We start from the raw sequence: 26515 nt of genomic DNA, 5'->3' as shown, positions 1-26515 counted from the left end.
ACGGGCGGTCTCGTGAGGGGGAGCGACGATGGAGCGCAGGCTGGCGCTGGTGACCGGCGCGTCGGCGGGGATCGGCGCGGCCTTCGCCCGGACCTTCGCGCGCCACGGCTACGACCTGGCGCTGACGGCGCGGCGGGCCGACCGCCTGGAGGCGCTGGCCGAGGAAATCCGCGCGGCCCACGGGGTGGAGGCGCTGACCCTCGCCGCCGACCTGGCCGACCCCAAGGCGCCCGGCCGCATCGCTGACCACATCGCCGCCCAGGGCCGCCACGTCGACGCCCTGGTCAACAACGCCGGCTACGGCCTCGCGGGAACCTATGGCGCGACGCCGTGGGCCGAGCACGCGGCCTTCATCCAGGTGATGGTGACCGCGCCCAGCGAGCTGGCGCACCGGGTGCTGGGCGGCATGACCGAGCGGCGGTTCGGGCGCATCGTCAACGTGGCTTCGCTGGCGGGGCTCGCGCCGCCGGCGGCGGGCCACACGCTATATGCCGCGTCGAAGGCGTTCCTGGTGAAGTTCTCCCAGAGCCTGCACCTGGAGGCGGCGGGGGCGGGCGTTCACGTCACCGCGCTGTGCCCCGGTTTCACCTATTCCGAGTTCCACGACGTCAACGGCACCCGCGACCTCGTGCGCGCGGCGACGCCCTCGTGGCTGTGGCAGGGGGCCGAAGCGGTGGCCGAGGCCGGATACCGGGCGGTGGAGGCCAACCGCGCGGTCTGCGTGCCCGGCGCGCCCAACAAGGCCATCGCCGCCCTGGCCAAGGCGATCCCCGACGACTGGGCCCTGGCGCTGGCCGCCTCGCAGGGCGGGCGCTTCCGGAAGCTCTAGCCGCGGCCCGCCCGCTCGCGGCTCAGGCCCAGACGTCGGCGACGCATCGCCCGTCGCGCGGCAGGTCGCTCATGGTGACGGTGTCGTGGCGGACGACGGGAACGGCGGCGACCGCCTCCGGCGCCTCGGCGAGGCGCAGGTTCACCGCACCGTAGAGGCGCCCGTCCTGGCCGCGGCTCGTGGCGAGCCAGGCGACCACGCACGCGCACCGGGCGCAGAAGTGAAACGCCAGCTGCTTGCGGCCCCAGGCGTAGGCCGCCGTGTCGCCCTCGACGGCGAAGGCCTCGCCCTCGAAGCCGTAGGCCCACAGCGTCCCATGCCGCCGGCAGATGCTGCAGTTGCAGGACGTCGCCGACTCCGGGGCGCCCTCGAAGCGCCAGCGCACCGCGCCGCAATGGCAGGACCCGTCCATCGGCCACCTCTCCGATCATGCGTGGGAAGACTAGGCCCCGGCCCGCGAGGGGCAAGGGACCGGGCTGAGCGGCACGGGTTGGCCACCTCGGGCTGGATGAAGCCCTGGGTGCTCTCGGCCAGGCCCGCCAGGATGAACTGGACCGCGAGCGCGCAGAGGATCAGGCCCAGCACCCGCACCACGATGGTCAGGCCGATGCGGCCCAGGATCTTGGTCAGCGCCGGGGTGGCGAGGAACGAGAGCAGGGTGGCCAGGGCGACGGCCCCGATCGCGGCGACGCCGATGGCCGCGCCCTGCAGGCCGAAGGTCCGCGCCTGGCTGGCGTAGATCACCACGGTGGAGATCGCGCCGGGGCCGATCAGCAGCGGCATGGCGAAGGGCACGATCATCCGCTCGAACCGGCGCCGGGCGAAGTTGCGCCCGTCGCCCACCGGCGCGTCGGCCGCCTCGGTGAAGGTGGCCGTAAAGTCGTCGCGGGCCATCTCCAGCCCCAGCAGGAACAGGATCACCCCGCCGGCGATGCGGAACGCCGCCAGCGAGATGCCGAAGAACTCCAGCAGCGAGAGGCCGGAGAAGTAGAACAGGGTCAGGAAGCCGAAGACGAACAGCGAGATGTAGAGCGCGATCAAGGCGCGATCGCGCGATTTCGCGCCGGCGGTCGCCGCCGCGAACAGCGGGACGTTCCCGATCGGGTCGATCAGGGCGAACAGGGCGACGAAGAAGTTGACCGCGAACTCGGCCTGGCTCATGCAGGGTGCTTAGCCCAAATCGATGACGGCGGACCACACCCGCCTGAATTTTCCGGAGCCAAGCCATGGCCGCCGCGACGCTCGCGCAACCTCCGCAAAGCCAGGCCGTGAAGGCCGATCCGCGCCTGATCGTGGCGCTCGACCTGCCGTCGGCCGGCGAGGCCCGGGCGATGGTCGAGGCCCTGGGCGAGACGGTGAGCTTCTACAAGGTGGGCCTGGAGCTGTTCGCGGGCGGCGAGGGCATGATCCTGGCGCGCGAGCTGAAGGCGGCCGGCAAGCAGGTGTTCCTCGACTGGAAGCTGCACGACATCGGCACCACGGTGCAGCGCGCCGCCGCCGTGCTGGCCCAGTCGGGCGGCGACTTCCTCACGGTCCATGGCGAGCCGCAGGTGATGGCTTCGGCGGTGCGCGGGCGCGGCGCGTCCAGCCTGAAGATCCTGGCGGTGACGGTGCTGACCAGCCTGTCGGACGACGACCTCGTCGAGGTGGGCTACCACGAGACCGCCCGCGCCCTGGTCGAGCGCCGCATCCACCAGGCGATCGCCGCCGGCTGCGACGGGGTGGTGGCCAGCCCGCACGAGGCCGAGCTGGCGCGCCGTCTGGGCGGGCCGGGCTTCCTGGTGGTGACGCCGGGCGTGCGCCCCGACTGGTCGGCCAAGAACGATCAGGCCCGCGCCGCCACGCCGCGCGACGCCCTGACCTCGGGCGCCAGCCACATCGTCGTCGGCCGGCCGATCACCGCGGCCAACGATCCGGCCGAAGCCGCGCGGCGAATCGCCGCCGAGATCGCGTAACGCGCCCTAGAAGTCGACCGCCAGGCCCTTCCGCTCCCAGTCGCCGAAGCGGGTGGGCTCGGGCCCCTTTGGCCCGCCGTCCTCGGGGGGCATCGCCTCGGCCTCGCGGCGGCGCGCCTCGGCCTCCTCCAGCGCCCGGCGGGCGGCGGGGCTCAGCGCCTTTCCGGGCGCGGCGTTGGGCGGTGTCTCGTCCATGACCATGATCTAAGCCCTTGCGCCCGCGCCTCCAAGCGGGCAGGCCCACCCGCCGTGACCCACGCCGAACCGAACGACATCCGCGGCCTGCCCGCGCGCGCCGCCGCCCTCGAGGTCCTGACCGCCGCCCTCGCGCGCCGGGGCGGCCTCGACGAGGGGCTGTCGCATCCGTCGATGGCCCGGCTGGAACCGCGCGACCGCGCCTTCGCCCGGGCGCTGGCCATGGCCACCCTGCGCCGGCTGGGCCCGATCGACGCGGCCTTGCAGGCGCGGCTGAAGAAGCCGCCGCCCGAGCGGATCGTCAACGTGCTGCGCCTGGGCGCGGCGCAGTTGCTGGTGCTGAAGGTGGCGCCGCACGCGGCGGTCGGCGCGACGGTGGACCTCGCCGCGGCGCAGAAGGGGGGCGGCGCGTTCAAGGGGCTGGTCAACGCGGTCCTGCGCGGCCTGTCGCGCGAGCCGCCGGACCTCGACGACCCCGTGTCCATGGCGCCCGTCTGGCTGTTCGCCCGCTGGCGGGCCGCCTACGGCGAGGCCGAGGCCCAGGCCATCGCGGGCCTGATCGCCGCCGAGCCGGCCACCGACGTGACGCCGAAGGGCGAAGCCGGCGACCTCGCCGCCGCGCTGGAGGCCGAAATATTGCCGGGCGGGACGCTGCGCGTGGGCCTGAAGGGCGAGGTGACGGGCTGGCCGGGCTTCGCGGAGGGGCGCTGGTGGGTGCAGGACGCCTCGGCCGCCGTTCCGGCCCGGCTGCTGGCGGTCGGACCCGGCCATACCGCGCTGGATCTCTGCGCGGCCCCCGGGGGCAAGACCCTGCAGCTCGCCGCGGCCGGCGCCTCGGTGACGGCGGTCGACCGCTCGGAGGCCCGCCTCAAGCGGGTGCGCGAGAACCTTGCCCGCACCGGGCTCTCGGCCGAGACCGTGGCGGCCGACGCGGCGGCCTGGGGCGACAGGCGGACGTTCGACGCCGTGCTGCTGGACGCGCCCTGCTCGGCCACCGGCACCTTCCGCCGCCACCCCGACGTGCTCTGGGCCGCCTCGCCCGCCGACATCCCCAAGCTGGCCGCCGTGCAGGCCCGGCTGCTCGACAGCGCCGCCGGCCGGGTGAAGCCGGGCGGGCGGATGGTCTACTGCGTCTGCTCGCTGGAGCCCGAGGAGGGGGAGGGCCAGGTCGCCGCCTTCCTCCAGCGCCGGCCGGGCTTCGCGCTCGACCCGATCGGCCCCGGCGAGGGCGGCGCGCCGGAGGCCAGCCTGCGGCCCGACGGAACCCTGCGGATCCTGCCGCACCACATGCCCGGCGGGACCGACGGCTTCTACGTGGCCCGTCTTCGCCGTCACGCCTAGAGCGCAATCCGCCGAAGTGGAAACCGGTTCGGCGAGAAGATTGCGCTCCAGGCAAAAGGGGCGAGCCTCGTCGTCCCGATCAGATCGCTTCGATCTGATCGGGCGAGGCTCTAGACCACCGCTGGCCGAGCCGCCCGCATCACGCTAAGCGGAGGTCATGGCAACGCCTGCGCCCATCATCGCGCCCTCGATCCTGGCGGCGGACTTCGCGCGTCTCGGCGAGGAGGCGCGCGCGGTCGAGGCGGCCGGCGCCGACTGGCTGCACATCGACGTGATGGACGGCCATTTCGTGCCCAACATCACCATCGGGCCCGACGTGGCCAAGGCGCTGCGGCCGCTGGTGAAGATCCCCTTCGACGTGCACCTGATGATCGCGCCGGTCGATCCCTACCTGGAGGCGTTCCGCGCCGCCGGGGCCGACTATATCAGCGTCCACCCCGAGGCCGGGCCGCACCTGAACCGGACGCTCAAGCGCATCCGCGAGCTGGGGGCCAAGGCCGGGGTGGTCTTCAACCCCTCCACCGATCCCTCGGTGATCCAGTGGATGATGGACGAGGTCGACCTGATCCTGGTCATGTCGATCAATCCGGGCTTCGGCGGCCAGACGTTCATGCATTCGCAGCTGAAGAAGATCGAGCGCCTGCGGGCGATGATCGACGAGACGGGCCGCGACATTCCGCTGGAGGTGGACGGCGGGGTCACGCCCGAGACCGCCAGGCTTTGTGTCGCCGCCGGGGCTACGGCCCTGGTGGCCGGAACCGCCGTCTTCCGCGGCGGGGCGGAGCGTTACGCCGCCAACATCGCCGCCTTGCGCGGCTGAAGGGTCCGGGATGGCCGGCCCCGACTTCAGCCTTCCCGGAGCCCGGCTCGCGCCGGCCCTGGTCGCGGCGGCCGGGCGCGCGCTGTCGGAAGAGTGGAGGGCGTCCGAACCGCATCGCTGGGCGGCGGGCCGGCCGCGCCCCGACGGCTTCGGCGTGCAGCCGCGGGATTTCCGGCCGAGCGACCCCGAGATCGGCCGCCGCATCCTGAACGGCGCCTTCGTCCTCGCCGGGCAGACCCTGGCGGTGGGCCTGCGCGGCGACCCCTGGGACCGGGCCAGCCCCAGCCGCCCCTTCGCCGTGGCGCTGCACCGTTTCGACTGGCTGCCCGACCTGATCGCCGAGGGGCCCGAGGGCGCGTCCGAGGCGCTGCGCCTGACGCTGGACTGGCGGCGCGTGTTCGGGCGCTGGAACGCGTTCTCCTGGGCGCCGGAGGTGATGGCGCGCCGGGTGTTCAACCTGGCCTGCGCCGGAGCAACCCTGGCGGCGCGCGCGTCCGAGGCCGAGACCGCGGGGATCGCCGCCCTCCTCGCCCGCCAGGCGCGCGACCTGCTGGGCGCCGGGGGAATCGAGACGGCGGCCGAGCGGGCCGCCTGCGCGGCGGTGGCTGGCGCGGCGCTGCGGGGGCCGCCGGGGCGCAAGCTGCTGGACAAGGCGCTGGCGGCGCTCTCGCGGGCGCTGCCGGTCACGGTGCTGGCCGACGGCGGGCACGCGACGCGCCGGCCGGACCTGGCGCTCTCGCTGCTGTTCGACCTGCAGACGCTGGACGAGGCGATGATCCAGCGCGGGCTGGCCGCCCCCGACGCCGTGCATCGGGCGATCGACCGGCTGGCCGGGGCGGTGCGCTTCTTCACCCAGGCCGACGGCGCGCTCGCCGCCTTCCAGGGCGGGGAGCCAGGGGATGCGGTGACGGTGGCCGCCGCCCGGGCCCAGGACGAGGCGGGCGACCGCCCCGCGCCGCTGGAGCTCGGCGGCTATCACCGGCTCGACGCACGCGACCTGCAGCTCGTAGCCGACGCCGGAACGCCGGCGCCGGGTCCGTGGTCGACCGCGGCCTGCGCCCAGCCGCTGACGATCGCGGTAATAGCCGGCGGACGGCGGCTGATCGACGCCGGCTGGGGCCGGTCCATCGCCGGCGGCTCGACGATCCAGGTGGGCGAGCGGCCGTTCGGCCGGGTGCTGGACGGCTTCGCCGGCCGCGCCCTGGGCCCGCGGCTCGTCGACGGCCGGCCGGTGGTGGAGGCGCTGCGGCACGAGGCGCCGGGCGCCATGTGGCTCGACCTGGCCCATCGCGGCTGGCTCGCCCGCTACGGCCTGCTCCACCAGCGCCGCCTCTATGTGGACATCCACGAGAACGAGCTGCGCGGCGAGGACCGCCTGACGCCGACAGCGCGCGTTCAGGGACCGGACGGGCGGCATTTCGTGCCCTACGCGCTGCGCTTCCAGCTGCATCCCGGCGTCCAGGCGCTGGTCTCGCAGGACCGCCGCAGCGTGCTGCTGCGGCCCGAGGGCGATCCGGGCGGCTGGGTGCTGCGCAACGACAGCCTCGACATCGAGGTGGAAGGCGCCGCGCGTCCGGGCCGGCCGGGGCTCCAGCTCGTGCTGCACGGGCAGCGGCGCGCCGACTCTGGCGCGCGCGTGCGCTGGAAGCTGTCGCACGCGGCCGCCCGCGTTGACGCCGGCCGCGTAGGGGCCTAAGTCCGCGCCATCCCGCGTGACTGGCGATTTGAGGTGGGCGACCACCGGGGAGCGCGGAGACCATATCCGCCGCTCGCCTGGGCATTTCTCTCGAACCTTCAGAGGAGAATGCCGTGCCCGCCGCTCCCGATTTCCCCCCCGCCCCCGACAAGGTCGTGGTCCGCCGCGCGCTGATCTCGGTTTCGGACAAGACCGGCCTGATCGAGGCCGCCCGCAAGCTGGCCGACCTGGGCGTCGAGCTGGTCTCCACCGGCGGCACCCGCAAGGCCATCGCCGACGCGGGCCTGCCCGTGAAGGACATATCCGACCTCACCGGCTTCCCTGAGATGATGGATGGCCGGGTCAAGACGCTTCACCCCATCGTCCACGGCGGCCTGCTGGGCGTGCGCGACGCGCCCGAGCACAAGGCGGCGATGGACGCCCACGGGATCGGCGCGATCGATCTGGTCTATGTGAACCTCTATCCGTTCGAGGCCACGGTGGCGGCGGGCGGCGACTACGAGACCTGCGTCGAGAACATCGACATCGGCGGCCCGGCGATGATCCGCTCGGCGGCGAAGAACCACGGCTATGTGGCGGTCTGCACCGAGGCGGCCGACATGGAGGAGGTGCTGGCCGAACTGGCCGATGGCGGCGCGACCTCGCTTTCGCTGCGCAAGCGGCTGGCGGCGCGGGCCTACGGCCGGACGGCGGCCTACGACGCGGCGATCTCCACCTGGTTCGCGGGCGCCCTGGGCGAGGCCGCGCCCAAGCGCAAGGCCATCGCGGGCGAGCTGGTGCAGACCATGCGCTACGGCGAGAATCCCCACCAGGCCGCCGCCTTCTACCGGTTCGCCAACCCGCGCATCGGGGTGGCCACCGCGACCCAGCTCCAGGGTAAGGAGCTCAGCTACAACAACATCAACGACACCGACGCGGCCTTCGAGCTGGTGGCCGAGTTCGACCCGGCCGACGGCCCGGCCTGCGCCATCATCAAGCACGCCAACCCGTGCGGCGTGGCTACCGGCGCGAGCCTGCTGGAGGCCTACGAGCGGGCCCTGGCCTGCGACCCGACCAGCGCGTTCGGCGGCATCGTCGCCCTGAACGGCCGGCTCGACGCGGCGACCGCGGCCAAGGTGCTGGAGATCCTCACCGAGGTGGTGATCGCCCCCGAAGCCGACGAGGACGCCGTCGCCCTGTTCCGCAAGAAGAAGAACATCCGCCTGCTCACCACGGGCGGCCTGCCCGACCCGCTGGCGGCGGGCGAGACCTTCCGCTCGGTCTCGGGCGGGTTCCTGCTGCAGGGCCGCGACACCGCCCGGCTCACGCCGGCCGACCTGAAGGTGGTGACCAAGCGCGCGCCCACCGCCGCGGAGATCCGCGACATGCTGTTCGCCTTCACCGTGGCCAAGCACGTGAAGTCGAACGCCATCGTCTACGCCCGCGAGGGCCAGACGCTGGGCGTCGGGGCCGGCCAGATGAACCGCAAGGACTCCGCCCGCATCGCCGCCCTGCGCGCCGCCGACTTCGGCCTGGACCTGAAGGGTTCGGCCTGCGCCTCGGAAGCGTTCTTCCCGTTCGCCGACGGCCTGATCCAGGCCGCCGACGCCGGCTGCACGGCGGTGATCCAGCCGGGCGGCTCGATCCGCGACGAGGAGGTGATCGCCGCCGCCGACGAGCGGGGCGTGGCGATGGTGTTCACCGGCGTCCGCGTCTTCCGCCACTGACGCGGCGTAGGCGCCCGGGGATCAGCCCTGGGCGCCGACGCCCAGGCGGCGGGGCGCCGAAGGCGCGGGGGCCGCGGCCACCTCGCCCATGGCCGCCTCGAGCTGGGCGAGCTCCGCCTTCAGCGCCTCGCGCCGGCGTTCCAGCTTGGCCGCCGCGCATTCGCGGCCACGGCCGCCGTCGTCCTCGGCTTCCAGCACGTCCTCGATGTCGGGCAGCGAGACGCCGGCCTTGCGCAGGCGGGCGATCCACTCCAGCCGGCGTCGGGCGGCGACGTCGTAGTAGCGGGCGTTGAGCCGGTCGCGGCGAGCTTCGATGAGCCCCTTTTCCTCGTAGAAGCGGAGCGCACGGGCGGTCAGGCCGAACAGGCGCATGGCGCCCGACATGCCGAGCCGCGGCAGATGATGGATGTTCTCGACGGTCATGATCCTGATCCGTTGGGCCGAGTTCGCACGCCCCCAACCCTGCCCGCCTCGGGACCTACAGCGAAGTTGAGCTGCGATCCCGGAGGGTCACGCACGGTGAGGCGCGGCGGCGAGAAAGCCCCGTTTTCCGTCGCATCTCAAATGACATCGTGCGAAGAATTGGCTTCCGAGCTCCACAGATTTGTGAAATTGCGAAATGCGCTACAAGCTTTTCGTCGGTCCGAAGGTGCGGGCGCTGCGAGCCCGCCGGGGCTGGCGGCTGGAGACCTGCGCCGGGAAGCTGGGCATCTCGGTGAGCTATCTTTCGCAGATCGAGGCCAACCAGCGGCCGGTCACCGACCGTGTCCTCGCGGGGCTGATGGAGACCTTCCAGGCGCCCGCCGAGCTGTTCGAGGCCGACGACGACCAGCGCCTGATCGCCGACCTGCGCGAGGCGGCGGCGGAGAGCGGCGGGCTGGAGGCTCCGATCCCCTTGAGCGAACTGCGCCAGGTCGCGCTGCAGGCCCCGACCTTGGCCCGCCGCTTCCTCGACCTGCACCGCGCGAACCACCAGCTCGCCGAGCGGCTGAAGCTGACGGAGGAGGCGGTCGCCCTCGACGAGGCCGGGGCGGCCAGCTCGCTGCTGCCCTACGAGGAGGTCCGCGACTTCTTCCACTTCAAGGACAACTACATCGACGCCCTGGACCGGGCGGCCGAGGACCTGGCCCGGGAGATCGGCCTGGAGGCCTCGCCCGCGGCCGAAACCCTGCTGGAGATGTACCTGCGCGAACGCCTGGGCGTGACGGTGCGCCACGCGCCGCTGGGCGACGTGATGCGCCGCTACGATCCGGCCACCCACGAACTCTGGGTCAACGCCAGCCAGCCGGCGGCGTCGCGGGCGTTCCAGATGGCCTACCACGTGGCCGTGGCGAACCTCTCCGACCTGATCGAGACCGAGCTGGAGGAGGCGCGCTTCCGGAGCGCCGAGGCGGTGGACGTCTGCCGCGTGGGCCTGGGCAACTACGCCGCCGGCGCCCTGCTCACCCCCTACCGCCTGTTCGCCGACGCCGCGCGTGAGGTGCGCCACGACGTGGAGCAGCTGGCGGCGCAGTTCGGCGCCAGCCTCGAACAGGTGTGCCACCGGCTTTCCACGTTGCAGCGGCCGGGCAACCGCGGCGTGCCGATCTACTTCGTGCGCCTCGACTACGCCGGCAACATCACCAAGCGCCACAGCGCCACGCGCTTCCGCTTCGCCCGCTTCGGCGGGGCCTGCCCGCTCTGGAACGTCCACGACGCGGTGGCCTCGCCCGACCGCTTCCTGGTGCAGGTGGCCGCCATGCCGGACGGCGCGCGCTACCTTTGCGTGGCCCGGGCGGTGGTGAAGCGGTCGGAATCGTACCTCGCCCCCGACCGGCGTTATGTGCTCGGCTTCGGCTGCGAGATCGCGCATGCCCACGAGCTGGTCTATTCGGAGGGCCTCGACCTCAAGGGCCCCGCCGCGCCGATCGGCGTCTCCTGCCGCATCTGCGAGCGCGACGACTGCGCCCAGCGCGCCTTCCCGCCCGTGGACCGCCGCCTGAGCGTGCCGCAGCATGAGCGGCGGACGGTTCCGTTCCGGCTCGGAAACTAGGCCGCCGCGCGGCCGGCGCCCTTGCCGACACCCTTGCCGATGCGGCCGCGGCGGAGATATCCGCACGCCATGAAACGTCTCGCGTTCGCCCTCGCCGGGGCCCTGCTCGCCCTCGCCGCGCCCCTGCACGCCCAGGCCCCGTCCCTGCCCGCCCTGCCGGGACGGATCGCGCCGACCAAGGTCCTGGCGTTCGACGGCCGTCTTACGCGCGCCGAGACGGCGGCCCTCGCGGCCGAGGCCGACCGCATCCTGTTCGCGCCGTTGCTGCGCACGCCCGCGCTCGCCGCGCCGCGCGGCTTCAGCATCAACCGGAGCCTCTCCATCAAGCCCCCGGCGCGCGGGGTCCTGCAGGGCGGCCCCAGCTCGGCGCGGGGCAACATCGTGCTGCTCGGGGTCAACCCGGCCGGCGGATCGAAGCCCGACGCGGCCGGCGCCTACAACGGCGTGGGCGAGGGGCCGGCGATCCAGTTCACCCTCAACGACCCGACGGCGCTGTTCGCCAACATGGACAGCGACGAGACGCGGCCAGCCTTCATGGAACTGGACCTCAGCGCGCCGCCGCGCGGCGGCTTCACCGTCCTGCGGCTGGGCGTCACCCAGCTCATCGTGGTCGCCAAGCCGGGCAAGCTGCCGTACCGGTACGTTACAAAAGCCGAGCTGCTGGAACGCGAGATCGCCGACCGGGCCGAGGCGCTGGCCCAGCTGGCCGCCAACGCCGCGCCGGTGCTGCGGAAGGCGCAGGCCGACCAACAGGCCGAACTCGCCGCCCTCCCGCCTGGCGAGCGCGCCGCCCCGGCCTGCGTCGGCGGCGAGCGCCGACGGGGCGCGTCCTCCCCCTGCGACGATCGCGGGGCGCGCTACATGGTGACCATCGACCCCGGCTATTTCGACCCCAAGGCGCCCAGGACGGCGATCCAGCTCGTCACGATCGGCGTCGGCGCGCCGCATCGGGACGAACACAAGATCCTGACGCCCATCGCCCGCGACGCGGTGGCTCAGCTCGACCTGAACGCCATCCAGCGGGCCTTGAAATAGCGTTTCAGCGCTTGCGCTTCGCCGTCGCGGCGGCCTCCGCCGCCAGCTCGCGCAGGGCGGCGTTGGCGATGGTCAGCTTGGCGAAGGTCCAGGCGCCGCCGCCGGTCTCGATCTCCTCGATGGTCCGAACCGCCGCGCGGGCCTGCTCGGGCCGCAGCTGTGACCACGCGCTGACCGCGCTGCCGGCGTGGTCGTCGTCCTCGCCGGCCTGGGCGTTGCCGGCGAAGGCCATGATCGCGCGCGTCAGGCCCGCCTGCTCGGCCAGCAGGTCCTCGATCAGGCGGCGCAGGGCCGTCCGCTCGAAGATGTCGCCGGCCCGGAACTCGCCCGCGGCCGCGCGCAGGCGGTCGAAGGCGAAGGCCGCCCCGGTGGCGTAGTAGAGTCGCGCCACGTTCGGCAGCGGCCAGCTGGAGGCCTCGGCGAGGTCCACCAGGTCGCCTACGTTGGTCAGCGGCCCCAGGACGGCGGCGGCGGCGGCGGCCTTGGCCGGGGCGCCGGCCTCGACGAGCTGATGGATCCGCTGATCCACGCCCATCCGTTCCACGGGCGAGAGGATGTCGGGCATCAGGCGGTGCAGGCTCTTGAAGCCGGGGCCATAGCGCGCGGTCAGCGCCGCCACGTCGAGGCCCTCGCGGCCGGCGCGCCGGGCCAGCCAGAACGTCGCCCCGCGCAGGCCGGCCACGAGGCGGCGGAACAGCGCCAGCTGGGCGCCGGCCGGGATCTTCAGGTCGAGCGCCTCGACGTCCTCCCAGAGCTTCTCGAAGTCGAGCGCCTGCTTGGCGGCCTCGTACCCGGCGATCAGGGCCGTCACGTCGCAGCCCGCCGCCGCCATGATCCGCGAGGGGAAACTCGGGCCGCAGCGGTTGACGATATCGTTGGCGACGACCGTTGCGATGATCTCGGGCCGCAGCCGGTGCCGGCGGATCGGCTCCTGCCACTTGCGGATCGGCTTGGGGAAATAGGCCTCCAGGCGCTGCTCGAAGAACGGATCCTCATAGGCGCGCGCCGCGACGATCTCGCGCTTGAGCTCCAGCTTGCCGTAGGCCAGCAAGACGGCGAGCTCGGGCCGGCAGAGGCCCCGCCCGGCGGCGATGCGCTCCGACACCGCCAGGGCGTCGGGCAGCCCTTCGACGGCGCGGTCCAGGCGGCCGGCCTGCTCCAGCTCGGCCATGAAGCGGGCGTGCGGATCCATCTCGCCGGGCGAATCCATCTCCAGCAGCGAGAGCGCCAGGGTCTGGTCGTAGTTGTGCGCCAGCACGTGGGCGGCCACGTCGTCGGTCATCGAGCGCAGGATGGTGTCGCGCCGCTTGCGGGTGAGCTGGCCCTGCCGCTCCAGCGCACCGGCCGCGATCTTGATGTTGACCTCGTGGTCGGAGCTGTCGACGCCCGCGGAATTGTCGATGGCGTCGGTGTCGGCCCGACCGCCCTTCTCGGCGAACTCGATGCGGCCCGCCTGGGTCAGACCCAGGTTGGCGCCTTCGCCCACCACCTTGACCCTGAGGTCCGCCCCGTTGACGCGGACGGCGTCGTTGGCCTTGTCGCCCACGTCCAGGTGGCTCTCGGACCTGGCCTTCACATAGGTGCCGATGCCGCCGAGGTAGAGCAGTTCGGCCGGCGCCTTGAGGATCAGGTTGATCAGTTCGGGCGGCGACAGCGCCTCGGCGCTCGTCCCGAGGAACGCGCGGACCTGGTCGGTCAGCGGGATCGACTTCTGGCTGCGCGGGAACACGCCGCCGCCCTTCGATATGGCCTTGCGGTCGTAGTCGTCCCACGACGAGCGGGGCAGGGCGAACATCCGCTCGCGCTCGGCGTAGCTGGTCGCCGGATCGGGGTCGGGATCCAGGAAGATGTGACGGTGGTCGAAGGCCGCCTGCAGGCGGATGTGGCGCGACAGCAGCATGCCGTTGCCGAACACGTCGCCCGACATGTCGCCGCAGCCCACCACGGTGAAGGGCTCGGACTGGATGTCCTTGCCCAGCTCGCGGAAGTGGCGCTTGACCGCCTCCCACGCGCCGCGCGCGGTGATGCCCATGACCTTGTGGTCGTAGCCGGCCGAGCCGCCCGAGGCGAAGGCGTCGCCCAGCCAGAAGCCGTACGACTCGGCCACGCCGTTGGCGATGTCGGAGAAGGTGGCGGTGCCCTTGTCGGCCGCCACGACCAGATAGGGGTCGTCGCCGTCGTGGACGACCACGTCGCGCGGCGGGACCACATGGCCCTGGGCGTCGAGGTTGTCGGTGAGGTCGAGCAGGCCGAACAGGAAGGTCTTGTAGGCGCTGATCGCCTCGGCGCGGACCGCGTCGGGCGCCCCGCCGCGCGGCAGCTGCTTGGGGAAGAAGCCGCCCTTGGAGCCCACGGGCACGATCACCGCGTTCTTCACCTGCTGGGCCTTCACCAGCCCCAGCACCTCGGTGCGGAAGTCGTCGCGGCGGTCGCTCCAGCGCAGGCCGCCGCGGGCGACGGGCCCGAAGCGGAGGTGGACGCCCTCCACCTGGACCGAGGAGACGAAGATCTCGCGGTAGGGCCTGGGCGCCGGCAGGTCGGCCAGTTCGTCGCTCGCCACCTTGAACGAGATGTAGGGCTTCACCGCCCCGTCGGCGGCGCGCTGGTAGAAGTTGGTCCGCTGGATCGCGCCGACCAGCAGCGCCAGGCGGCGCAGCACCCGGTCGTCGTCCAGGCTCTCCACGAGCTGCAGCGCCTCGACGATCTCGGCCAGCACCGCCTTGGCCTGTTCGCGCCGGGCGTCGAGGTCGGCGCGGATCGCCGGGTCGAACTTGATGCGGAACAGGTCGAGGATCAGGCGCGCGACGCCGGGATGGTTGGTCAGCGCCTCTTCCTGCACCCGCTGCGACGGGTCGAGGCCCGACTGCTGGCGGTAGCGTGCGAGCGCCCGCACGAGGGCCGCGTCGCGCCAGGGGATGGCGAGCTCCATGACCAGGCGGTTGAAGCCGTCGTTCTCTGTGGCGCTCGTCCAGACCGCGACCACGGCGTCCTCGAAGACGTCGCGCAACTCGTCGAACACCAGGTTGGCGCCGCGCGGGTCCTCGATCTCGAAGTCGTGCACCCAGACCGATGCGCCGCCCGCCGGCCTGATCTCGAAGCCGGCCTCGGCCATGGCCTTCAGGCCCATGCTCTCCAGGATGGGCAGCACGTCGGCCAGCGGCGCGGGGTCGTCGCGGCGGTAGAGCTTGAAGCGGAAGTGCAGCGGGCCGTCGGCGGCGGTGCGGTAGGCGCGCACGCGGATCGCCTGGTTCTCGTCATAGGCCTCGAGCTCGGCCACGTCGGCGAGCGCTTCGGCGGCATCGAAGCGGTCGCGGTAGCCGGCCGGGAAGGCGTCGCGGTAGCGCGCCAGGGTGGCGGGCACCTCCTCGGGATCGCCGCCGCTGGCCCGCACGGCCGTCTCGAAGCGATCTTCCCAGGTGCGCGCGGCCTCGGCGATCTCGGCCTCGACCTTGCGCAGGTCGGGCGTGAGGTGATGGCCCGGCGTGAAGCCGATGATGTAGTGGACGCGCGCCAGCGGCGTGTCGTTGAAGCTGGGGTAGTAGGCCGAGAGCCGGCCGCCGTAGGCCGCCACCAGCATTTCGCCAGCGCGCCGGCGCAGGTCGGAATCGTAGCGCTCGCGCGGCACGAACAGCATCACCGAGGCGAACCGGTCGAAGGGGTCGACGCGGGCGAACAGCTTGAGCCGCGGCCGGTCCGACAGGTGCAGGATGCCCAGCGCCTGCTCGAGCAGGACGTCCTCGCCGGCCTGGAAGAGCTCGTCGCGCGGATAGTTCTCGACGATGTTCTTGAGGCGCTTCTCGCTGTAGCTGCCGGGCGCGGCTCCGGCGCGGGCCAGCACGCGCGCCACCTTCTCGCGCACCAGCGGCACGACGCCCGCCGGCTGGTCGTAGGCCTCGGCGGTGAACAGGCCCACGAAGCGGACCTCGCCGCTCGGCCGGCCGTCCTCGGCGTAGCGCTTGATGCCGACGTAATCCATGTAGCCGCGGCGGTGGACGCGGCTCTTCACGTTCGACTTGGCGATGGTGACCGCCGGATCGCGGATGATGCGGTCCTTCACCTGGCGCATCAGCACGGCGGGCTCGTTGACGCGGCGCAGCACGGTGCGCGCCGGATCGCGCAGCACGCCCAGGCCGTCCTTGGCCTGGTAGAGCGGCTCCTCGGGCGCGTACTCGCCGCTGGGAAGCTTGGGGTATTCGTAGACGCGCGCGCCCAGGAACACGAAGTGCTCGGCGCGCAGCCACTTGAGGAAATCCACCTCGTCCTGCCGCGCCCTGCCCGAGGCGGCCAGTTCCTCGACCGTGCGGCTCATCAGCGCCAGCATCTCGGGGAAATCCTCGACCGCGGCGCGGACGTCGGTGAGCGTCGCCTTCAGCCCGTCGATCAGGGCGTGCTCGCGGTCGGGCCCGATCGGCTCCAGCAGCACCTCGATCATCGACTCGCGCCGCGGGGTCCCCGCGGCGCCGCGCACGCCGGAGCGGTCGCGCCGCACCGGCACGATCGGGTGGAACATCGCGCGCACCGACAGGCCCTGGTCGGCGATCTCGCCCATGATGCTGTCGACGAGGAACGGGGCGTCGTCCTGCACGATCTCCAGCAGGTCCAGCTCGGCCCCGACGGCGGGGGCGATGCGCATCTGCGGCGCGCGCCCGCGGCGGCGCTGGGCGAAGCGCCAGAGGTCGGCGAGGTTGTACGCGAGGTCGGCGGCGGAGAGTTCCGGCAGCTCGTCGGGCTGGGCGTCGGCGGCGGCCTGGGCGGCGAACGCCTTCACGGCCTCGGGCGCGGCGTCGTCGGCGAGCTCAGCCTTCAGGGCCTTGAGCAGGCCCGACGCGGGGCGGGGGGAGCGGCTCATCGGCATGCGTCTCCCCGGCGCGAGCACGGGCTCGCGTCCGGTGTTTCCAGGGGGAGGTCTGCGCCGGACGCGAGGACGCCGCCGGAGGAGAGTGTCCGGCGGCGTTTGGTTCCGCCGTGGGGGAGCGGCGAAACGCAGGGTGCTCGCTGCGCCCGCGGGGTTGGGGGACGGGCGCACCTGCCGGACGTATCCGTCGTCCAGCCAACAGTAGATAGGAAGGGGAAGGTCACAGTGTAAGTCCCGGGTCTCAAGATTTCGAGCGGCGTTTCGGCGCCGGTTGCTTGGGGGGATCGGACGCGGCCGGAGCCTCGGGCGCGCGAGGTTTCATGGGGCCGGGGTCGCCGTCGGCCGAAAGCAGCACGGCGACCCAGCGCGTTCCTTCGAACTGGGCCAGGACGACCATCATCACGGTCGTCAGGGGCGTGGACAGGAAGGCGCCCGGCAGGCCCCAGAGCACGCTCCAGAACGCCAGCGCCAGCAGCAGCGCGATGGGGTCCATATTGAGGCTGCGGCCCTGCATGCGCGGCTGGACCACGTTGCCCACGAACATGCCCACGGCCTGGAGGACGATCGTCAGGACGATCGCCTGCCAGAGGGTCTCGAACTGGACGAGGGCGAAGACCGGCGGGGCGGCCACGCCGACGATGCCGCCGACGACCGGGATGTACGAGGCGATGAAGATCAGGATCGCCCAGAAGAGGGCGTTGTCGAGGCCCACGGCGACCATGGCGACCCATGAGGCCGCGGCGATCATCAGGCCGGTGACCGTCTGCACCCAGAGGTACTGCTCGACCCCGTTGCGGATGCGCAGGAAGGCGTCCGTCGCCTCCTGCCGCCGCTCGCCCCGCGGGAAGAGGGCGACGGCCTTGCGCTCCCAGCCGCGGCGCGAGGCCAGGATGAAACCCAGATAGACCAGCACGAAGGCGGCGGTGGAGACGAAGGTCTGCAGGCCCTGGGCGACCTGGCCCAGGTAGCTGGCCGGATTGAGCTGTCGCATCAGGTCGGTCACCGACGGCGGGGCCTGCAGCCCGGCCAGCGAAGCCAACCGGGCGATCAGGCCGTTCAGCCGCGGGCCGTAGTCCACCAGCTGGCCGGCGAAGGTCGAGGCGTTGTCCGCGACGAAGACCGCCGCAAGGACGAAGATCACCACCGAAAGCACGACGGCGAGCGGCATGGCGGCCCGTTTCGGCGCGCGCAGGCGCAGCCGCAGCACCCGGGCGAAGCCGTCGATCATCAGCGCCAGGAACATGGCCAGGGCCAGGGGCGTGAGGATGTCGGCCAGCAGGTAGAGCACGACCCCGGCCGCGATGGTCGCCAGGATCACCAGGGCGTTGCGCAAGACCGGATCGGCGGGCGTGGCGGGCATACGGGCTTTCGAGAATCCCGGCGGCGACCGTGCTCCTTCCGGGGCCGCGCCGTCAAATCGGGCGTGCTCTACCTCTCTTCGCGCCGATTTGGGAGCGGATTTGCCGGCTTCCCGGCGTTTTCCCGGCATGAACTGGCGGGTGCGGCCCAGGTTATCGCGCAGACTTGATCGCGCGTGGGAAACACGGAAGGAGACCGCCTTGCGCGCGGAGGGCGTTCGCTTGCGGCCGCTTTCGTGCTTTTCGTGTGATTCGTGGTTCGTAGGGGGTTGGCGACATGAGCGATGAGGGCGTGCTGATCGGCTATTCCGGCCGGATCGAGGAGCTGCTGCTGAACCGCGCCAACCGGCACGGGCTGGTCGCGGGCGCGACGGGCACCGGCAAGACCATCACCTTGCAGATCCTGGCCCAGGGGTTGTCGGACGCCGGCGTCCCCGTTTTCGCCGCCGACGTGAAGGGCGACCTCTCGGGGCTCGCCGCGCCGGGCTCGCCGAACGAGAAGCTGACGGCGCGGGCGGCGTCGATGGGCCTGACGCTCCGCCCCGACGCGGCGCCGGTGGTGTTCTGGGACCTGTTCGGCCAGGAAGGCCATCCGATCCGGGCCACGGTCTCCGAGATGGGGCCGCTCCTGCTCGCGCGCATGCTCGAACTGAACGACGTGCAGGAGGGCGTGCTGACGGTGGTCTTCCGCGCCGCCGACGAGGAAGGCCTGCTCCTGCTCGACATGAAGGACCTGCAGGCGGCGCTGAGCTACGCGGCCGACAACGCCAAGGCGCTCTCCGCCCGTTATGGCAACATCTCGACGGCGACGATCGCCACCATCCAGCGCAAGCTCCTGGTGCTGGAGACGCAGGGCGGGACCAACCTGTTCGGCGAACCGGCGCTGGCCCTGTCGGACCTCATGCGCACCGACCCCTCCGGGCGCGGCTACGTCAACATCCTGGCGGCCGACAAGCTGATCGCGAGCCCGCGCCTCTACGCCACCTTCCTGCTGTGGCTGATGAGCGAGCTGTTCGAGGAGCTGCCCGAGGTGGGTGATCCCGACAAGCCGCGCCTGGCCTTCTTCTTCGACGAGGCGCACCTCTTGTTCCGCGACGCGCCCAAGGCGCTCCTGGAGAAGGTGGAGCAGGTGGTGCGCCTGATCCGCTCCAAGGGCGTCGGGGTCTATTTCGTCACCCAGAACCCCGCCGACATCCCCGACACGGTGCTGGGCCAGCTCGGCAACCGCATCCAGCACGCGCTGCGCGCCTACACGCCGGTGGAGCAGCGCGGCCTGCGCGCCGCTGCCGACAGCTTCCGGCCCAACCCCGACTTCGACACCGCCGAGACGATCCAGGCGCTGGGCGTGGGCGAGGCGCTGGTCTCGGTGCTGGACGAGAAGGGTGCGCCCACGGTGGTCCAGAGGACCAAGGTGCGTCCGCCGGCCTCGCGGATGGGGCCGCTGCTGCCCGCCGAGCGCGCCCAGGTGATGGCGGCCAGCCCGGTCCGCGGACTCTACGACCAGGCGCTGGACCGCGAATCCGCGTTCGAGGTGCTGCAGAAGAAGGCCGCCCAGGCCGAGCCTGCCCCGGCTCCCGCGCCGGCCCCGGCGCCCCGGCCCGCGCCGCGCGCCGCCGCTCCGCGGGCCCGCGCCTCCAGCCGCCAGACCATGACCGAGGCCTTCGCCTCGACCCTGGTGCGGACCGTGGCCAGCCAGGTGGGCCGCGAGCTGATGCGCGGCCTGATGGGCGGCCTGACCGGGACCAGCCGCCGCCGGCGCTGACCGCCCCCTCAGTCCGCGATCAGGGTCTTGTCGAGGATCGCCTCGACAAGCTCGGCCTCGGTGAGCGGCTCGGTCATGAAGCCCTTCAGGCGGCCGCCGCTGACCAGGGCGATGAAGCCGTGCAGGGTGGACCAGCCGGTGATCGTCCGCCGCTTGATGGTGGCGTCGTCGGCCTGCGGGTCTATGGCGGCCACGGCGGCATGGAGCGCCTCCCACGACCGGGCGGCTGGGCCGGTCAGGCTCGCCGGGGCGTCGGGGCCCATGAGGTCGCTGTCGAACATCAGCCGGAACAGGCCGGGCCGCCGGAACGCCAGCCCCAGGTAGGCCCGCGCCGTGTCGCGTAGCGCGACCTTCGGATCGGGGTTGCGGGCTGCGGCGCGGCCGTAGTCCTCGGCGAGCTGCTCGAAACCCTGGGCGGCGACCTCGGCCAGCAGCGCGCGCCGGTCCGCGAAGTGCCGGTAGGGCGCCGCCGTCGAGACCCCCAGCGTCTTGGCCAGGTCGCGGAGCGACACCGCGTCCGGCCCGCCCTGCTCCACGGCCTCGGCGGCGGCCTGGATCAGCGCCGCCCGCAGGTCGCCGTGGTGATAGCCCTTTCGCGCCATGATTCGGATGTTGACACAGCTAACATGCGGCCGCAATGTTAGTATCGCTTACATTTGTGGGGCGGCGATGCGGCTGGTGGCGGCAATGGCGGCGGCGTGGGCGGTTTGCGGGGGCGCACAAGCGGCCTCGGTCGGGTTCGCGACGCTGTCGGTCCCTGTGGCCGGCGACCGGCCGCTGACGCTGGGGGTCTGGTATCCCACCGATGCGCCCGAGACGGTCCAGCCCCTGCTGCTCTCGCGCCAGTCGGTGGCGGCGGGCGCGCCGGTCCGGGGCGAAGGGCTTCCGCTGGTGGTGATGTCGCACGGCACGGGCGGCTCGTTCGCCGACCACTACGACACGGCCCACGCCCTGGCCGAAGCCGGCTTCGTGGTCGCGGCTCCCTCGCACACGGGCGACACCTACGACGACCACAGCCGCGCGCTCCGCATCGGCGAACGTGCGCCGGCCATCGTGAGGGTGATCGACTACATGACCGCCGAATGGCCCGATCACGCCCGGATCGATGCGGGGCGGATCGGCATGTTCGGTTTCTCGTCGGGGGGGTTCACGGCGCTGGTGGCCATCGGCGGGCGGCCGGACCTGGGCCTCATCGGCCCGCACTGCGCCGAGCATCCCACCTATTTCGATTGCCAGCTGAAGGGCGGCGAACCTTCAACCGCGATGAGCGCCGGCGGCTACGATCCGCGCATTCGCGCCGCCGTGATCGCGGCGCCCGCCCTGGGCTTCACCTTCGCGCCGCACGGCCTCGACGAGGTGAAGGTCCCGGTTCAGCTCTGGCGGGCCGGCGCCGACCGCATCCTGCCCCACCCCCTCTACGCCGAGGCGGTGCGCGGCCTGCTGCCGACCCCGCCGGATTACCGCGTGGTCGAAGGCGCCGACCACTTCGACTTCCTGCCGCCGTGCTCGCCGGCCCTGGCCCAGGCCGCCCCGCAGATCTGCGGGGACGGGATCTTCGACCGGGCCGGCTTCCACGCGCGGTTCAACGCCGAGGTGGTCGCCTTCCTCCAGCGGACGCTGAGATGATCAGCGCGGCGCCATCCGGATCGCGCCGTCGAGGCGGACGTCCTCGCCGTTGAAGTAGGGGTTGGTGATCATCTGCAGGGCCAGCGAGGCGTAGTCCTCGGCGTTGCCGAGGCGCTTCGGGAACGGCACCGAGGCGGCCAGCGCCTCCTTCACCTGCGGCGGGGCGGCGTTCATCAGCGGCGTGTTGAAGATGCCGGGCAGGATGGTGTTCACCCGGATGCCGTCGCCGGCCAGGTCGCGGGCGATGGGCAGGGTCATGCCGACCACGCCGCCCTTCGAGGCCGAATAGGCCGCCTGGCCCATCTGGCCGTCCTCGGCCGCCACGCTGGCGGTGTTGACGATGGTCCCGCGCTCGCCGTCGATCGGCTCCAGGTCCAGCATGCCCTTCGCCGACTTGGCGATGCAGCGGAAGGTGCCGACCAGGTTGATCTGGATGATCCAGTTGAACGCATCCAGCGGGAAGTGGCGGGTCTCGCCCGTCTGCTTGTCGCGGCTGGCGGTCTTGATGGCGTTGCCGGTGCCGGCGCAGTTCACCAGGATGCGCTCCTGGCCGTTGGCCGCGCGGGCCTTGGCGAAGGCCGCGTCGACGTCCTCCTCGGAGGTGACGTTGCACTTGCAGAAGACGCCGCCCACTTCCTTGGCGACCGCTTCGCCCTTCTGTTCGTTCATGTCGAAGATGGCGACCTTGACGCCCTGGGCCGCCAGGGCGCGCACCGTCGCCTCGCCGAGACCGGAGGCGCCGCCCGTGACGACCGCCGCGACGTTTGAATTCAGTTCCATGGAGGTTTCGCTCCCATATGATGGGGTGTGAGAAAATCGGCGAAGCCTTAGACCGATGAGCGCCGGCAAAAAAGCGTCACCCGACGTCAGCTTCGATCCCAGCGAGGCCATCGCGCCCGAAAAGGCGCTGGTCCCCTCGGTGATGCGCGTCAACGAGGAGCGCGTGGAGCGCGGCTTCTGGCCCAAGATCCGCAAGACGGCGGCGCGCGTCCCCTTCGCGGGCGAGGCGCTGGCGGTCTGGTTCTGCGCCAAGGACGAAGAGACCCCGCTGGCCGCCAAGGGCATGATGCTGGCGGCGCTGGCCTATTTCGTGATGCCGGTCGACGCGATCCCCGACTTCATCGCCGGCCTGGGCTTCACCGACGACGCGGCGGTGTTCACCGCCCTGCTGGCCATCCTCGGCAAGAACCTGAAGCCCCGCCATCGCGAGGCGGCGAAACGGGCGCTGGAGCGGTTGCGGTCCGACTAGCCGTCAAGAGACGCAACAAAGTTTCGAGCCAGATCAAAATAGAGTGACGACGCCGAAAGCAATGGCGACCAAGACGCCGACAATTCCAATGGCAACCCCAGCAATAGCTATTTTGTGCTCTCTATCTCTAGCTTGTCGAATTCCGGCCACCACATCTTCTGAGTCGACGAGTTCCTGAAATTTTCCTATCAAATCGGAAAGAGTGCCGTCATTTATTTCGCTATATAGGTCGACTCTCTTTTGTCTGTCTTCTCGAGACAAAAGAACGCGCTCTTCGACAATAGAAATCGCTTTACGAAGTTCTGCGTGATGTCGATAGCAACTTGCAATCGCATCAATGCCGAATGTCTTCACCATGTGAACATAGTATATTTTCATGTACATGACGGCCGAATCGACGGCATCGTGTCGAGCGCGGATGCAGCACTGTTCGTAGTCGTAAATATGCTTTTTCGACTCGGCCATATCTTCGTTGGCGAGTCGAGATTGCGTAAAATCGACTAATTTGCGCCCCGCATACCTTAGTTCGGAAACCGCGGGGACGACCAACTCGCCGCGGAGTTGTTCGGCTTCCTTGAGGACTTTCTCGGTTCCGTTCCAGAAGGCGACGGAGTTTGCGAGAATTTGTTTAGATTCTTCGTCAAACACGCAGCTAGCCCCTAACACAAAAGAGGCCTGCATCAGCAGGCCTCTCGTTGCATTCGCTTCTAGCACTCGTTTGTGGCGATCATCAAATCGGAAGTCTAGCTTCTTTTTCGATCTGTTCGGCCATTACGAACCGCTTGTCTTGAGCGGAGGTATTCCCGCGACATGGGCGGCTGCCGGCATCACGAGCCAGCTGCTCGACCTCCATCTCATACTTCGCCCACGAAAAATACTCGCGGCCAAAGAGGAAGCGGGTAAGGTCTTGTAGCTTCATGCCTCCTCCTAGTTCCGGTGTGCAGTCTTCAACAGTTTGTCCACACAACCCCAGCGTGTGGCGCCTATGGTCGAGGGGCGCGCATATACAATCAGACAACGTATTGCACAATACTTTGTTGCACCTTAACGGCCAAGGCGCTCAACATCTTGAGGTCGAGAGGGTCCGCGACCAACATATAGTGCTGCGAATCGCGCCCTCAAGGCGCGATCCTGATTTGGTCTCGCTGTCAAGCGCGAGGCACCGTGGGATGGTCAGGGGGTGGAGTCAAGCGCGAGTTGCTGGGTTATCCCCAGTACATCCCCAGGCACGTCTCACCCAGAGCTATCCAATAGCTATGCTACCCGTGGGTCGTAGATAACTTCTGCGAGCGCGCCAGCGCCTGTTCGCGCAGCGTGATGAAGAGCGTGGCCGCCACCACGATCCCGGCGCCGGCGAGCGTCCAGGCGCCCGGGACCTCGTGGAACAGGAGGAAGCCGGCGGCGGCGGTGAAGATCAGCCGGGTGTAGTCGATCGGCGCCATGGCGGCGGCGTCGCCCCACTGCATGCCCTTGATGTAGCAGGCCTGGTTGGCGGTCGCGATCGCGCCCATCAGGCACAGCAGCAGGAAGTCGCGCGGGGTCGGCACGCGCCAGGTGAAGAGCGCCCCGGGGATCGACAGGATCAGCCCCAGCACCGCCGACCACACCAGGATCACCATGGGCGCGTGGTCGCGGGTCAGCACCTTCATGCCCGTGACCGTGAAGGCGAAGAGGAAGGCCGAGGCCAGCATGGCCAGCGCCGGCAGGCCAACGGCGAAGTGTCCGCCCGCGCCCGGCCGGATCATCAGCAGCACGCCCAGGAAGCCCACGACGGCGGCGCCGGCCCGCCAGGCGCCCACCTTCTCCTTCACGATGAAGGCGGCCAGCGGCACGAGCCACAGGGTGCGGGTGAACGACAGCGCGTTGGCGTCGGCCAGGGGCATCTTCTGGAAGGCGTAGAACGACAGGATCATCCCCAGCGTCCCGGCGGTGGCGCGGAAGATCAGGATGCCGGGCCGGGTGGTCGCGAAGGCCGCGCCGCGGTGGCGGATGATGACGGGCGCCAGGACCACCAGCCCCGCGGCCTGGCGGTAGAAGGTCTGCAGCGTCGCCGGGTAGTCGTCGCCCAGGAACTTGATGAGCGTCATCATCATCGTGAAGGTGATGGACGACGCCAGCATCCAGAGCGCGCCGCGCAGGTTGGGCGACATGCCCCCCGTCGCGGCGGAGCCGGCGGTCATGCCGCCCTCGTCACGATTGCGCCGGCTGGGGCGGGGCGAAGGCGTCGCCGAACATCTCGGCGAAGGGGGAGGGGCCGCTCTGGTCCCACGAATGCCGCGGGCCGACCGTGATTCCGCCGTCCACGACAAGGTGGGTTCCGGTGACGAAGGCGGAAGCGTCGGAGGCGAGGTAGAGCGCGGCCTGGGCGATGTCGTCGGGCGCGCCCGCCTTGCGCACCGGCTGCACCTTGGCGGCGTGGGCGGCGACCTGGGCGGCCATCTGGTCGGCCACCGCGCGCGGCAGGCCCAGCGAGGCTCCGAAGATCGAGGTGGCGATCAGGCCGGGGCAGATGGCGTTGACGCGAATCTGCTGTTCCGCGAGCTGGGCGGCGGCCACGCGGGTCATGTGGATCACGGCGGCCTTGGCCGAGGAATAGGCGATGGGGCCCCAGCCGGCCTGCAGGCCCGCGATCGAGGCGGTGTTGACGATCGCGCCGCCGCCGCGCGCCGCCATCAGCGGCACGGCGTGCTTCATGCCCAGCGCGGGGCCCCGCACGAGCACATTGTAGATCCAGGTCCAGGTGTCGGCGTCGATCTCGGCGATCGCCCGCATGCCGTCGGAGATGCCGGCGTTGTTGAAGAGGATGTCGAGCCCGCCGAACGCGTCGGCCGCCTGCTTCACCGCTGCGGCGACCTCGGCCTCGACGGTGACGTCGCAATGGGCGTAGCGAACCTGGTCCGGGAAGCGCGCCTCCAGCATGGCGCCCTTCTCGTCCTGGATGTCGGCGGCCACGACCCTGGCGCCTTCGGCGACGAACAGCTCGACCGTTCCCAGCCCGATCCCCGACACGCCGCCGGTGATGACCGCGACCTTGCCTTCCAGACGTCCGCCCATGCGCCTTCTCCTTGGTTATCGGCGATCACTAGGCTGGGGCCGGGCGCCTGTCATCTCCCGAATGAACCCAGCGCGGCCGTGGCCGTTTAGCTCGCCGTGACCGATATTCGAATCCCGGCCGACGTCGCCGCCGAGCAGGCCCTGGCTTCCGTGACCTACCACCTGCCGGCGCCGCCGCTCCGCAAGGCGATCACCACCTATTATCTCGTCCGGGTCACCGGACCCGGGGTCGTCACCGACCAGATCTTTCCCGAATGGGCCAATTTCCGCTTCGTGCTCTCGGGCGGGTGGACCGCCAGGTTCCCCGGCGCGGACTGGGCGCCGGTTCCGGCGGTCGGCGTGACCGGCGCGCTGGAGCGCGCGGTCTGGGTCACGGGCTCGGAGGGCCTGCTGGTGGGCGTAGGGCTGATGCCGCAGGGCTGGCCGATGTTCACCCGCGCGCCGGCCCACCGGTTCGCCGACCAGATGCGGCCGCTCGCCGACGTGCTGGGGCCGGCCGCCGACGCCATCGGCGCCGACCTTCGCCACGCGCCCGACGTTCCGGCCATGCTGGCGGCGCTCGACCGGGCGCTCCCGCCGTTGCTGCGCGACGGGTCGGACGCGGACGCGGTCGCCGCCGCCCACGCCGCGCTTCAGGATGGGGCCGTGCAGACGGTGGCCGGCTGGGCCGATCGCGTGGGCCTCTCGCCCCGCCAGCTCGAACGGTTCTGCCGGCGCTACTTCGGGCTCACGCCCAAGCGCCTGCTGCGCCGGCAGAGAGTGCTGCGGACGCTCGCGACGATGCGCGAGTCTCCGGACGGAGGCTGGTCGAAATCGATCGACGACCAGTTCGCCGACCAGGCCCATTTCATCCGGGAGTTCCGCTACTACATGGGCGAGTCGCCGCGGGCCTATCTGGCGCGCGAGCAGCCCTTCATGGGCGAGGCGTGGAAGCGACGGAAAGCCCTGCTGGGCGCGCCGGTGCAGGTTCTTCAGCCGCCGACGGGACCGGACGCCTGATTG

At 71.4% G+C, this 26515-nt stretch carries 23 protein-coding genes, 1 pseudogene and 1 riboswitch; of the genes and pseudogenes, 12 read left to right on the top strand and 12 right to left on the bottom strand.

Translation table 11 applies throughout. The features are described from left to right. The first annotated feature begins 28 nt into the window (after positions 1–28). Positions 29–829: an SDR family oxidoreductase gene (locus GC203_RS05485; protein ID WP_293452132.1), complete on the top strand. Its 801-nt coding sequence runs from the start codon at positions 29–31 to the stop codon at positions 827–829. Between the two features lie 22 nt (positions 830–851). Here GC203_RS05485 and GC203_RS05480 read toward each other — a convergent pair whose 3' ends face one another. Both GC203_RS05480 and GC203_RS05475 read right to left on the bottom strand, forming a co-directional pair. Next, entirely contained in the window at positions 852–974 is a 123-nt protein-coding gene (locus tag GC203_RS05480; protein WP_293452130.1) for a hypothetical protein, read from the bottom strand. A gap of 353 nt (positions 975–1327) precedes the next feature. Next, a pseudogene (locus tag GC203_RS05475) lies at positions 1328–1990 on the bottom strand (MarC family protein); the annotation flags it as partial. Positions 1991–2097: 107 nt separating this feature from the next. On the opposite strand from GC203_RS05475, the gene pyrF reads away from it, so the two are divergent. Further along, positions 2098–2784 carry an orotidine-5'-phosphate decarboxylase gene (pyrF, locus tag GC203_RS05470; RefSeq protein ID WP_293452412.1) on the top strand — a complete coding sequence of 229 codons (687 nt, stop codon included), beginning with the start codon at positions 2098–2100 and terminating at the stop codon, positions 2782–2784. 6 nt (positions 2785–2790) lie between these two features. Here the strand turns inward: pyrF and GC203_RS05465 are convergent, their stop codons facing one another. Beyond that, a complete protein-coding gene (locus GC203_RS05465) occupies positions 2791–2985 on the bottom strand; it encodes a DUF1674 domain-containing protein (RefSeq protein ID WP_293452128.1) in 195 nt (64 codons plus the stop codon). A gap of 48 nt (positions 2986–3033) precedes the next feature. On the opposite strand from GC203_RS05465, the gene GC203_RS05460 reads away from it, so the two are divergent. The 4 genes from GC203_RS05460 to purH all read left to right on the top strand — a co-directional run bounded on the left by GC203_RS05460 (position 3034) and on the right by purH (position 8542). Further along, the gene (locus GC203_RS05460; protein ID WP_293452126.1) at positions 3034–4320 is read left to right on the top strand and encodes an RsmB/NOP family class I SAM-dependent RNA methyltransferase; all 1287 of its coding nucleotides are present in this window, start codon (positions 3034–3036) and stop codon (positions 4318–4320) included. Positions 4321–4477: 157 nt separating this feature from the next. After that, positions 4478–5140 (top strand): ribulose-phosphate 3-epimerase, encoded by a 663-nt coding sequence (gene rpe / locus GC203_RS05455; RefSeq protein ID WP_293452124.1) that lies wholly within the window; start codon positions 4478–4480, stop codon positions 5138–5140. Positions 5141–5150: 10 nt separating this feature from the next. Continuing rightward, the gene (locus GC203_RS05450; protein ID WP_293452122.1) at positions 5151–6836 is read left to right on the top strand and encodes a heparinase II/III family protein; all 1686 of its coding nucleotides are present in this window, start codon (positions 5151–5153) and stop codon (positions 6834–6836) included. Positions 6837–6842: 6 nt separating this feature from the next. Further along, a riboswitch (ZMP/ZTP riboswitch) is annotated at positions 6843–6926 on the top strand. Positions 6927–6949: 23 nt separating this feature from the next. Next, positions 6950–8542, top strand: a complete 1593-nt coding sequence (gene purH, locus GC203_RS05445) for a bifunctional phosphoribosylaminoimidazolecarboxamide formyltransferase/IMP cyclohydrolase (RefSeq protein WP_293452120.1) — start codon at positions 6950–6952, stop codon at positions 8540–8542. 21 nt (positions 8543–8563) lie between these two features. On the opposite strand, the gene GC203_RS05440 is transcribed toward purH, so the two are convergent. After that, the gene (locus tag GC203_RS05440; RefSeq protein ID WP_293452118.1) at positions 8564–8965 is read right to left on the bottom strand and encodes a MerR family transcriptional regulator; all 402 of its coding nucleotides are present in this window, start codon (positions 8963–8965) and stop codon (positions 8564–8566) included. A 196-nt stretch (positions 8966–9161) separates the two neighbouring features. On the opposite strand from GC203_RS05440, the gene GC203_RS05435 reads away from it, so the two are divergent. Next, on the top strand, positions 9162–10574 hold the full coding sequence (locus tag GC203_RS05435; protein ID WP_293452116.1) for a short-chain fatty acyl-CoA regulator family protein: 1413 nt from the start codon (positions 9162–9164) through the stop codon (positions 10572–10574). Between the two features lie 69 nt (positions 10575–10643). Beyond that, on the top strand, positions 10644–11609 hold the full coding sequence (locus tag GC203_RS05430) for a hypothetical protein (RefSeq protein WP_293452114.1): 966 nt from the start codon (positions 10644–10646) through the stop codon (positions 11607–11609). A 4-nt stretch (positions 11610–11613) separates the two neighbouring features. Here GC203_RS05430 and GC203_RS05425 read toward each other — a convergent pair whose 3' ends face one another. Together GC203_RS05425 and GC203_RS05420 are read right to left on the bottom strand one after the other, a co-directional pair. After that, the gene (locus GC203_RS05425; RefSeq protein WP_293452112.1) at positions 11614–16458 is read right to left on the bottom strand and encodes an NAD-glutamate dehydrogenase; all 4845 of its coding nucleotides are present in this window, start codon (positions 16456–16458) and stop codon (positions 11614–11616) included. Positions 16459–16705: 247 nt separating this feature from the next. Next, positions 16706–17824, bottom strand: a complete 1119-nt coding sequence (locus GC203_RS05420) for an AI-2E family transporter (RefSeq protein ID WP_293452110.1) — start codon at positions 17822–17824, stop codon at positions 16706–16708. Positions 17825–18099: 275 nt separating this feature from the next. On the opposite strand from GC203_RS05420, the gene GC203_RS05415 reads away from it, so the two are divergent. After that, positions 18100–19584 (top strand): helicase HerA-like domain-containing protein, encoded by a 1485-nt coding sequence (locus GC203_RS05415; protein ID WP_293452108.1) that lies wholly within the window; start codon positions 18100–18102, stop codon positions 19582–19584. 8 nt (positions 19585–19592) lie between these two features. On the opposite strand, the gene GC203_RS05410 is transcribed toward GC203_RS05415, so the two are convergent. Continuing rightward, the gene (locus GC203_RS05410; RefSeq protein ID WP_293452106.1) at positions 19593–20186 is read right to left on the bottom strand and encodes a TetR/AcrR family transcriptional regulator; all 594 of its coding nucleotides are present in this window, start codon (positions 20184–20186) and stop codon (positions 19593–19595) included. 67 nt (positions 20187–20253) lie between these two features. Here GC203_RS05410 and GC203_RS05405 point away from each other — a divergent pair, with 67 nt between their 5' ends. After that, the gene (locus GC203_RS05405; protein WP_293452104.1) at positions 20254–21210 is read left to right on the top strand and encodes a dienelactone hydrolase; all 957 of its coding nucleotides are present in this window, start codon (positions 20254–20256) and stop codon (positions 21208–21210) included. On the opposite strand, the gene GC203_RS05400 is transcribed toward GC203_RS05405, so the two are convergent. Further along, on the bottom strand, positions 21211–21990 hold the full coding sequence (locus GC203_RS05400) for an SDR family NAD(P)-dependent oxidoreductase (protein ID WP_293452102.1): 780 nt from the start codon (positions 21988–21990) through the stop codon (positions 21211–21213). 55 nt (positions 21991–22045) lie between these two features. On the opposite strand from GC203_RS05400, the gene GC203_RS05395 reads away from it, so the two are divergent. Next, positions 22046–22459: a YkvA family protein gene (locus GC203_RS05395; RefSeq protein ID WP_293452100.1), complete on the top strand. Its 414-nt coding sequence runs from the start codon at positions 22046–22048 to the stop codon at positions 22457–22459. A gap of 33 nt (positions 22460–22492) precedes the next feature. On the opposite strand, the gene GC203_RS05390 is transcribed toward GC203_RS05395, so the two are convergent. The 4 genes from GC203_RS05390 to GC203_RS05375 all read right to left on the bottom strand — a co-directional run bounded on the left by GC203_RS05390 (position 22493) and on the right by GC203_RS05375 (position 25513). After that, entirely contained in the window at positions 22493–23107 is a 615-nt protein-coding gene (locus GC203_RS05390) for a hypothetical protein (RefSeq protein WP_293452098.1), read from the bottom strand. Positions 23108–23189: 82 nt separating this feature from the next. After that, positions 23190–23378 carry a hypothetical protein gene (locus GC203_RS05385; RefSeq protein WP_293452096.1) on the bottom strand — a complete coding sequence of 63 codons (189 nt, stop codon included), beginning with the start codon at positions 23376–23378 and terminating at the stop codon, positions 23190–23192. A 340-nt stretch (positions 23379–23718) separates the two neighbouring features. Continuing rightward, positions 23719–24639 (bottom strand): DMT family transporter, encoded by a 921-nt coding sequence (locus GC203_RS05380; RefSeq protein WP_293452094.1) that lies wholly within the window; start codon positions 24637–24639, stop codon positions 23719–23721. A gap of 10 nt (positions 24640–24649) precedes the next feature. Continuing rightward, a complete protein-coding gene (locus GC203_RS05375; protein WP_293452092.1) occupies positions 24650–25513 on the bottom strand; it encodes a glucose 1-dehydrogenase in 864 nt (287 codons plus the stop codon). A gap of 96 nt (positions 25514–25609) precedes the next feature. Here GC203_RS05375 and GC203_RS05370 point away from each other — a divergent pair, with 96 nt between their 5' ends. Then, complete coding sequence (locus GC203_RS05370; RefSeq protein WP_293452090.1) at positions 25610–26512, top strand: helix-turn-helix domain-containing protein; 903 nt, start codon at positions 25610–25612, stop codon at positions 26510–26512. Positions 26513–26515 lie beyond the last annotated feature (3 nt).

This window comes from Phenylobacterium sp. (genome assembly GCF_016124325.1).
Classification (GTDB): Bacteria; Pseudomonadota; Alphaproteobacteria; order Caulobacterales; family Caulobacteraceae; genus Phenylobacterium.
The sequence above is the reverse complement of the archived record's forward strand: the minus strand, read 5'-3'. Positions and strand labels throughout refer to the sequence as shown.

Coding starts and splice junctions, on each gene's coding strand:
- GC203_RS05380 (WP_293452094.1), bottom strand. CDS start 24,639: ATGACCGCCGGCTCCGCCGCGACGGGGGGCATGTCGCCCAACCTGCGC.
- GC203_RS05485 (WP_293452132.1), top strand. CDS start 29: ATGGAGCGCAGGCTGGCGCTGGTGACCGGCGCGTCGGCGGGGATCGGC.
- rpe (WP_293452124.1), top strand. CDS start 4,478: ATGGCAACGCCTGCGCCCATCATCGCGCCCTCGATCCTGGCGGCGGAC.
- GC203_RS05450 (WP_293452122.1), top strand. CDS start 5,151: ATGGCCGGCCCCGACTTCAGCCTTCCCGGAGCCCGGCTCGCGCCGGCC.
- GC203_RS05425 (WP_293452112.1), bottom strand. CDS start 16,458: ATGAGCCGCTCCCCCCGCCCCGCGTCGGGCCTGCTCAAGGCCCTGAAG.
- GC203_RS05435 (WP_293452116.1), top strand. CDS start 9,162: ATGCGCTACAAGCTTTTCGTCGGTCCGAAGGTGCGGGCGCTGCGAGCC.
- GC203_RS05400 (WP_293452102.1), bottom strand. CDS start 21,990: ATGGAACTGAATTCAAACGTCGCGGCGGTCGTCACGGGCGGCGCCTCC.
- GC203_RS05385 (WP_293452096.1), bottom strand. CDS start 23,378: ATGAAGCTACAAGACCTTACCCGCTTCCTCTTTGGCCGCGAGTATTTT.
- GC203_RS05405 (WP_293452104.1), top strand. CDS start 20,254: ATGCGGCTGGTGGCGGCAATGGCGGCGGCGTGGGCGGTTTGCGGGGGC.
- GC203_RS05410 (WP_293452106.1), bottom strand. CDS start 20,186: ATGGCGCGAAAGGGCTATCACCACGGCGACCTGCGGGCGGCGCTGATC.
- GC203_RS05395 (WP_293452100.1), top strand. CDS start 22,046: ATGAGCGCCGGCAAAAAAGCGTCACCCGACGTCAGCTTCGATCCCAGC.
- GC203_RS05430 (WP_293452114.1), top strand. CDS start 10,644: ATGAAACGTCTCGCGTTCGCCCTCGCCGGGGCCCTGCTCGCCCTCGCC.
- GC203_RS05465 (WP_293452128.1), bottom strand. CDS start 2,985: ATGGTCATGGACGAGACACCGCCCAACGCCGCGCCCGGAAAGGCGCTG.
- GC203_RS05440 (WP_293452118.1), bottom strand. CDS start 8,965: ATGACCGTCGAGAACATCCATCATCTGCCGCGGCTCGGCATGTCGGGC.
- GC203_RS05415 (WP_293452108.1), top strand. CDS start 18,100: ATGAGCGATGAGGGCGTGCTGATCGGCTATTCCGGCCGGATCGAGGAG.
- GC203_RS05420 (WP_293452110.1), bottom strand. CDS start 17,824: ATGCCCGCCACGCCCGCCGATCCGGTCTTGCGCAACGCCCTGGTGATC.
- GC203_RS05375 (WP_293452092.1), bottom strand. CDS start 25,513: ATGGGCGGACGTCTGGAAGGCAAGGTCGCGGTCATCACCGGCGGCGTG.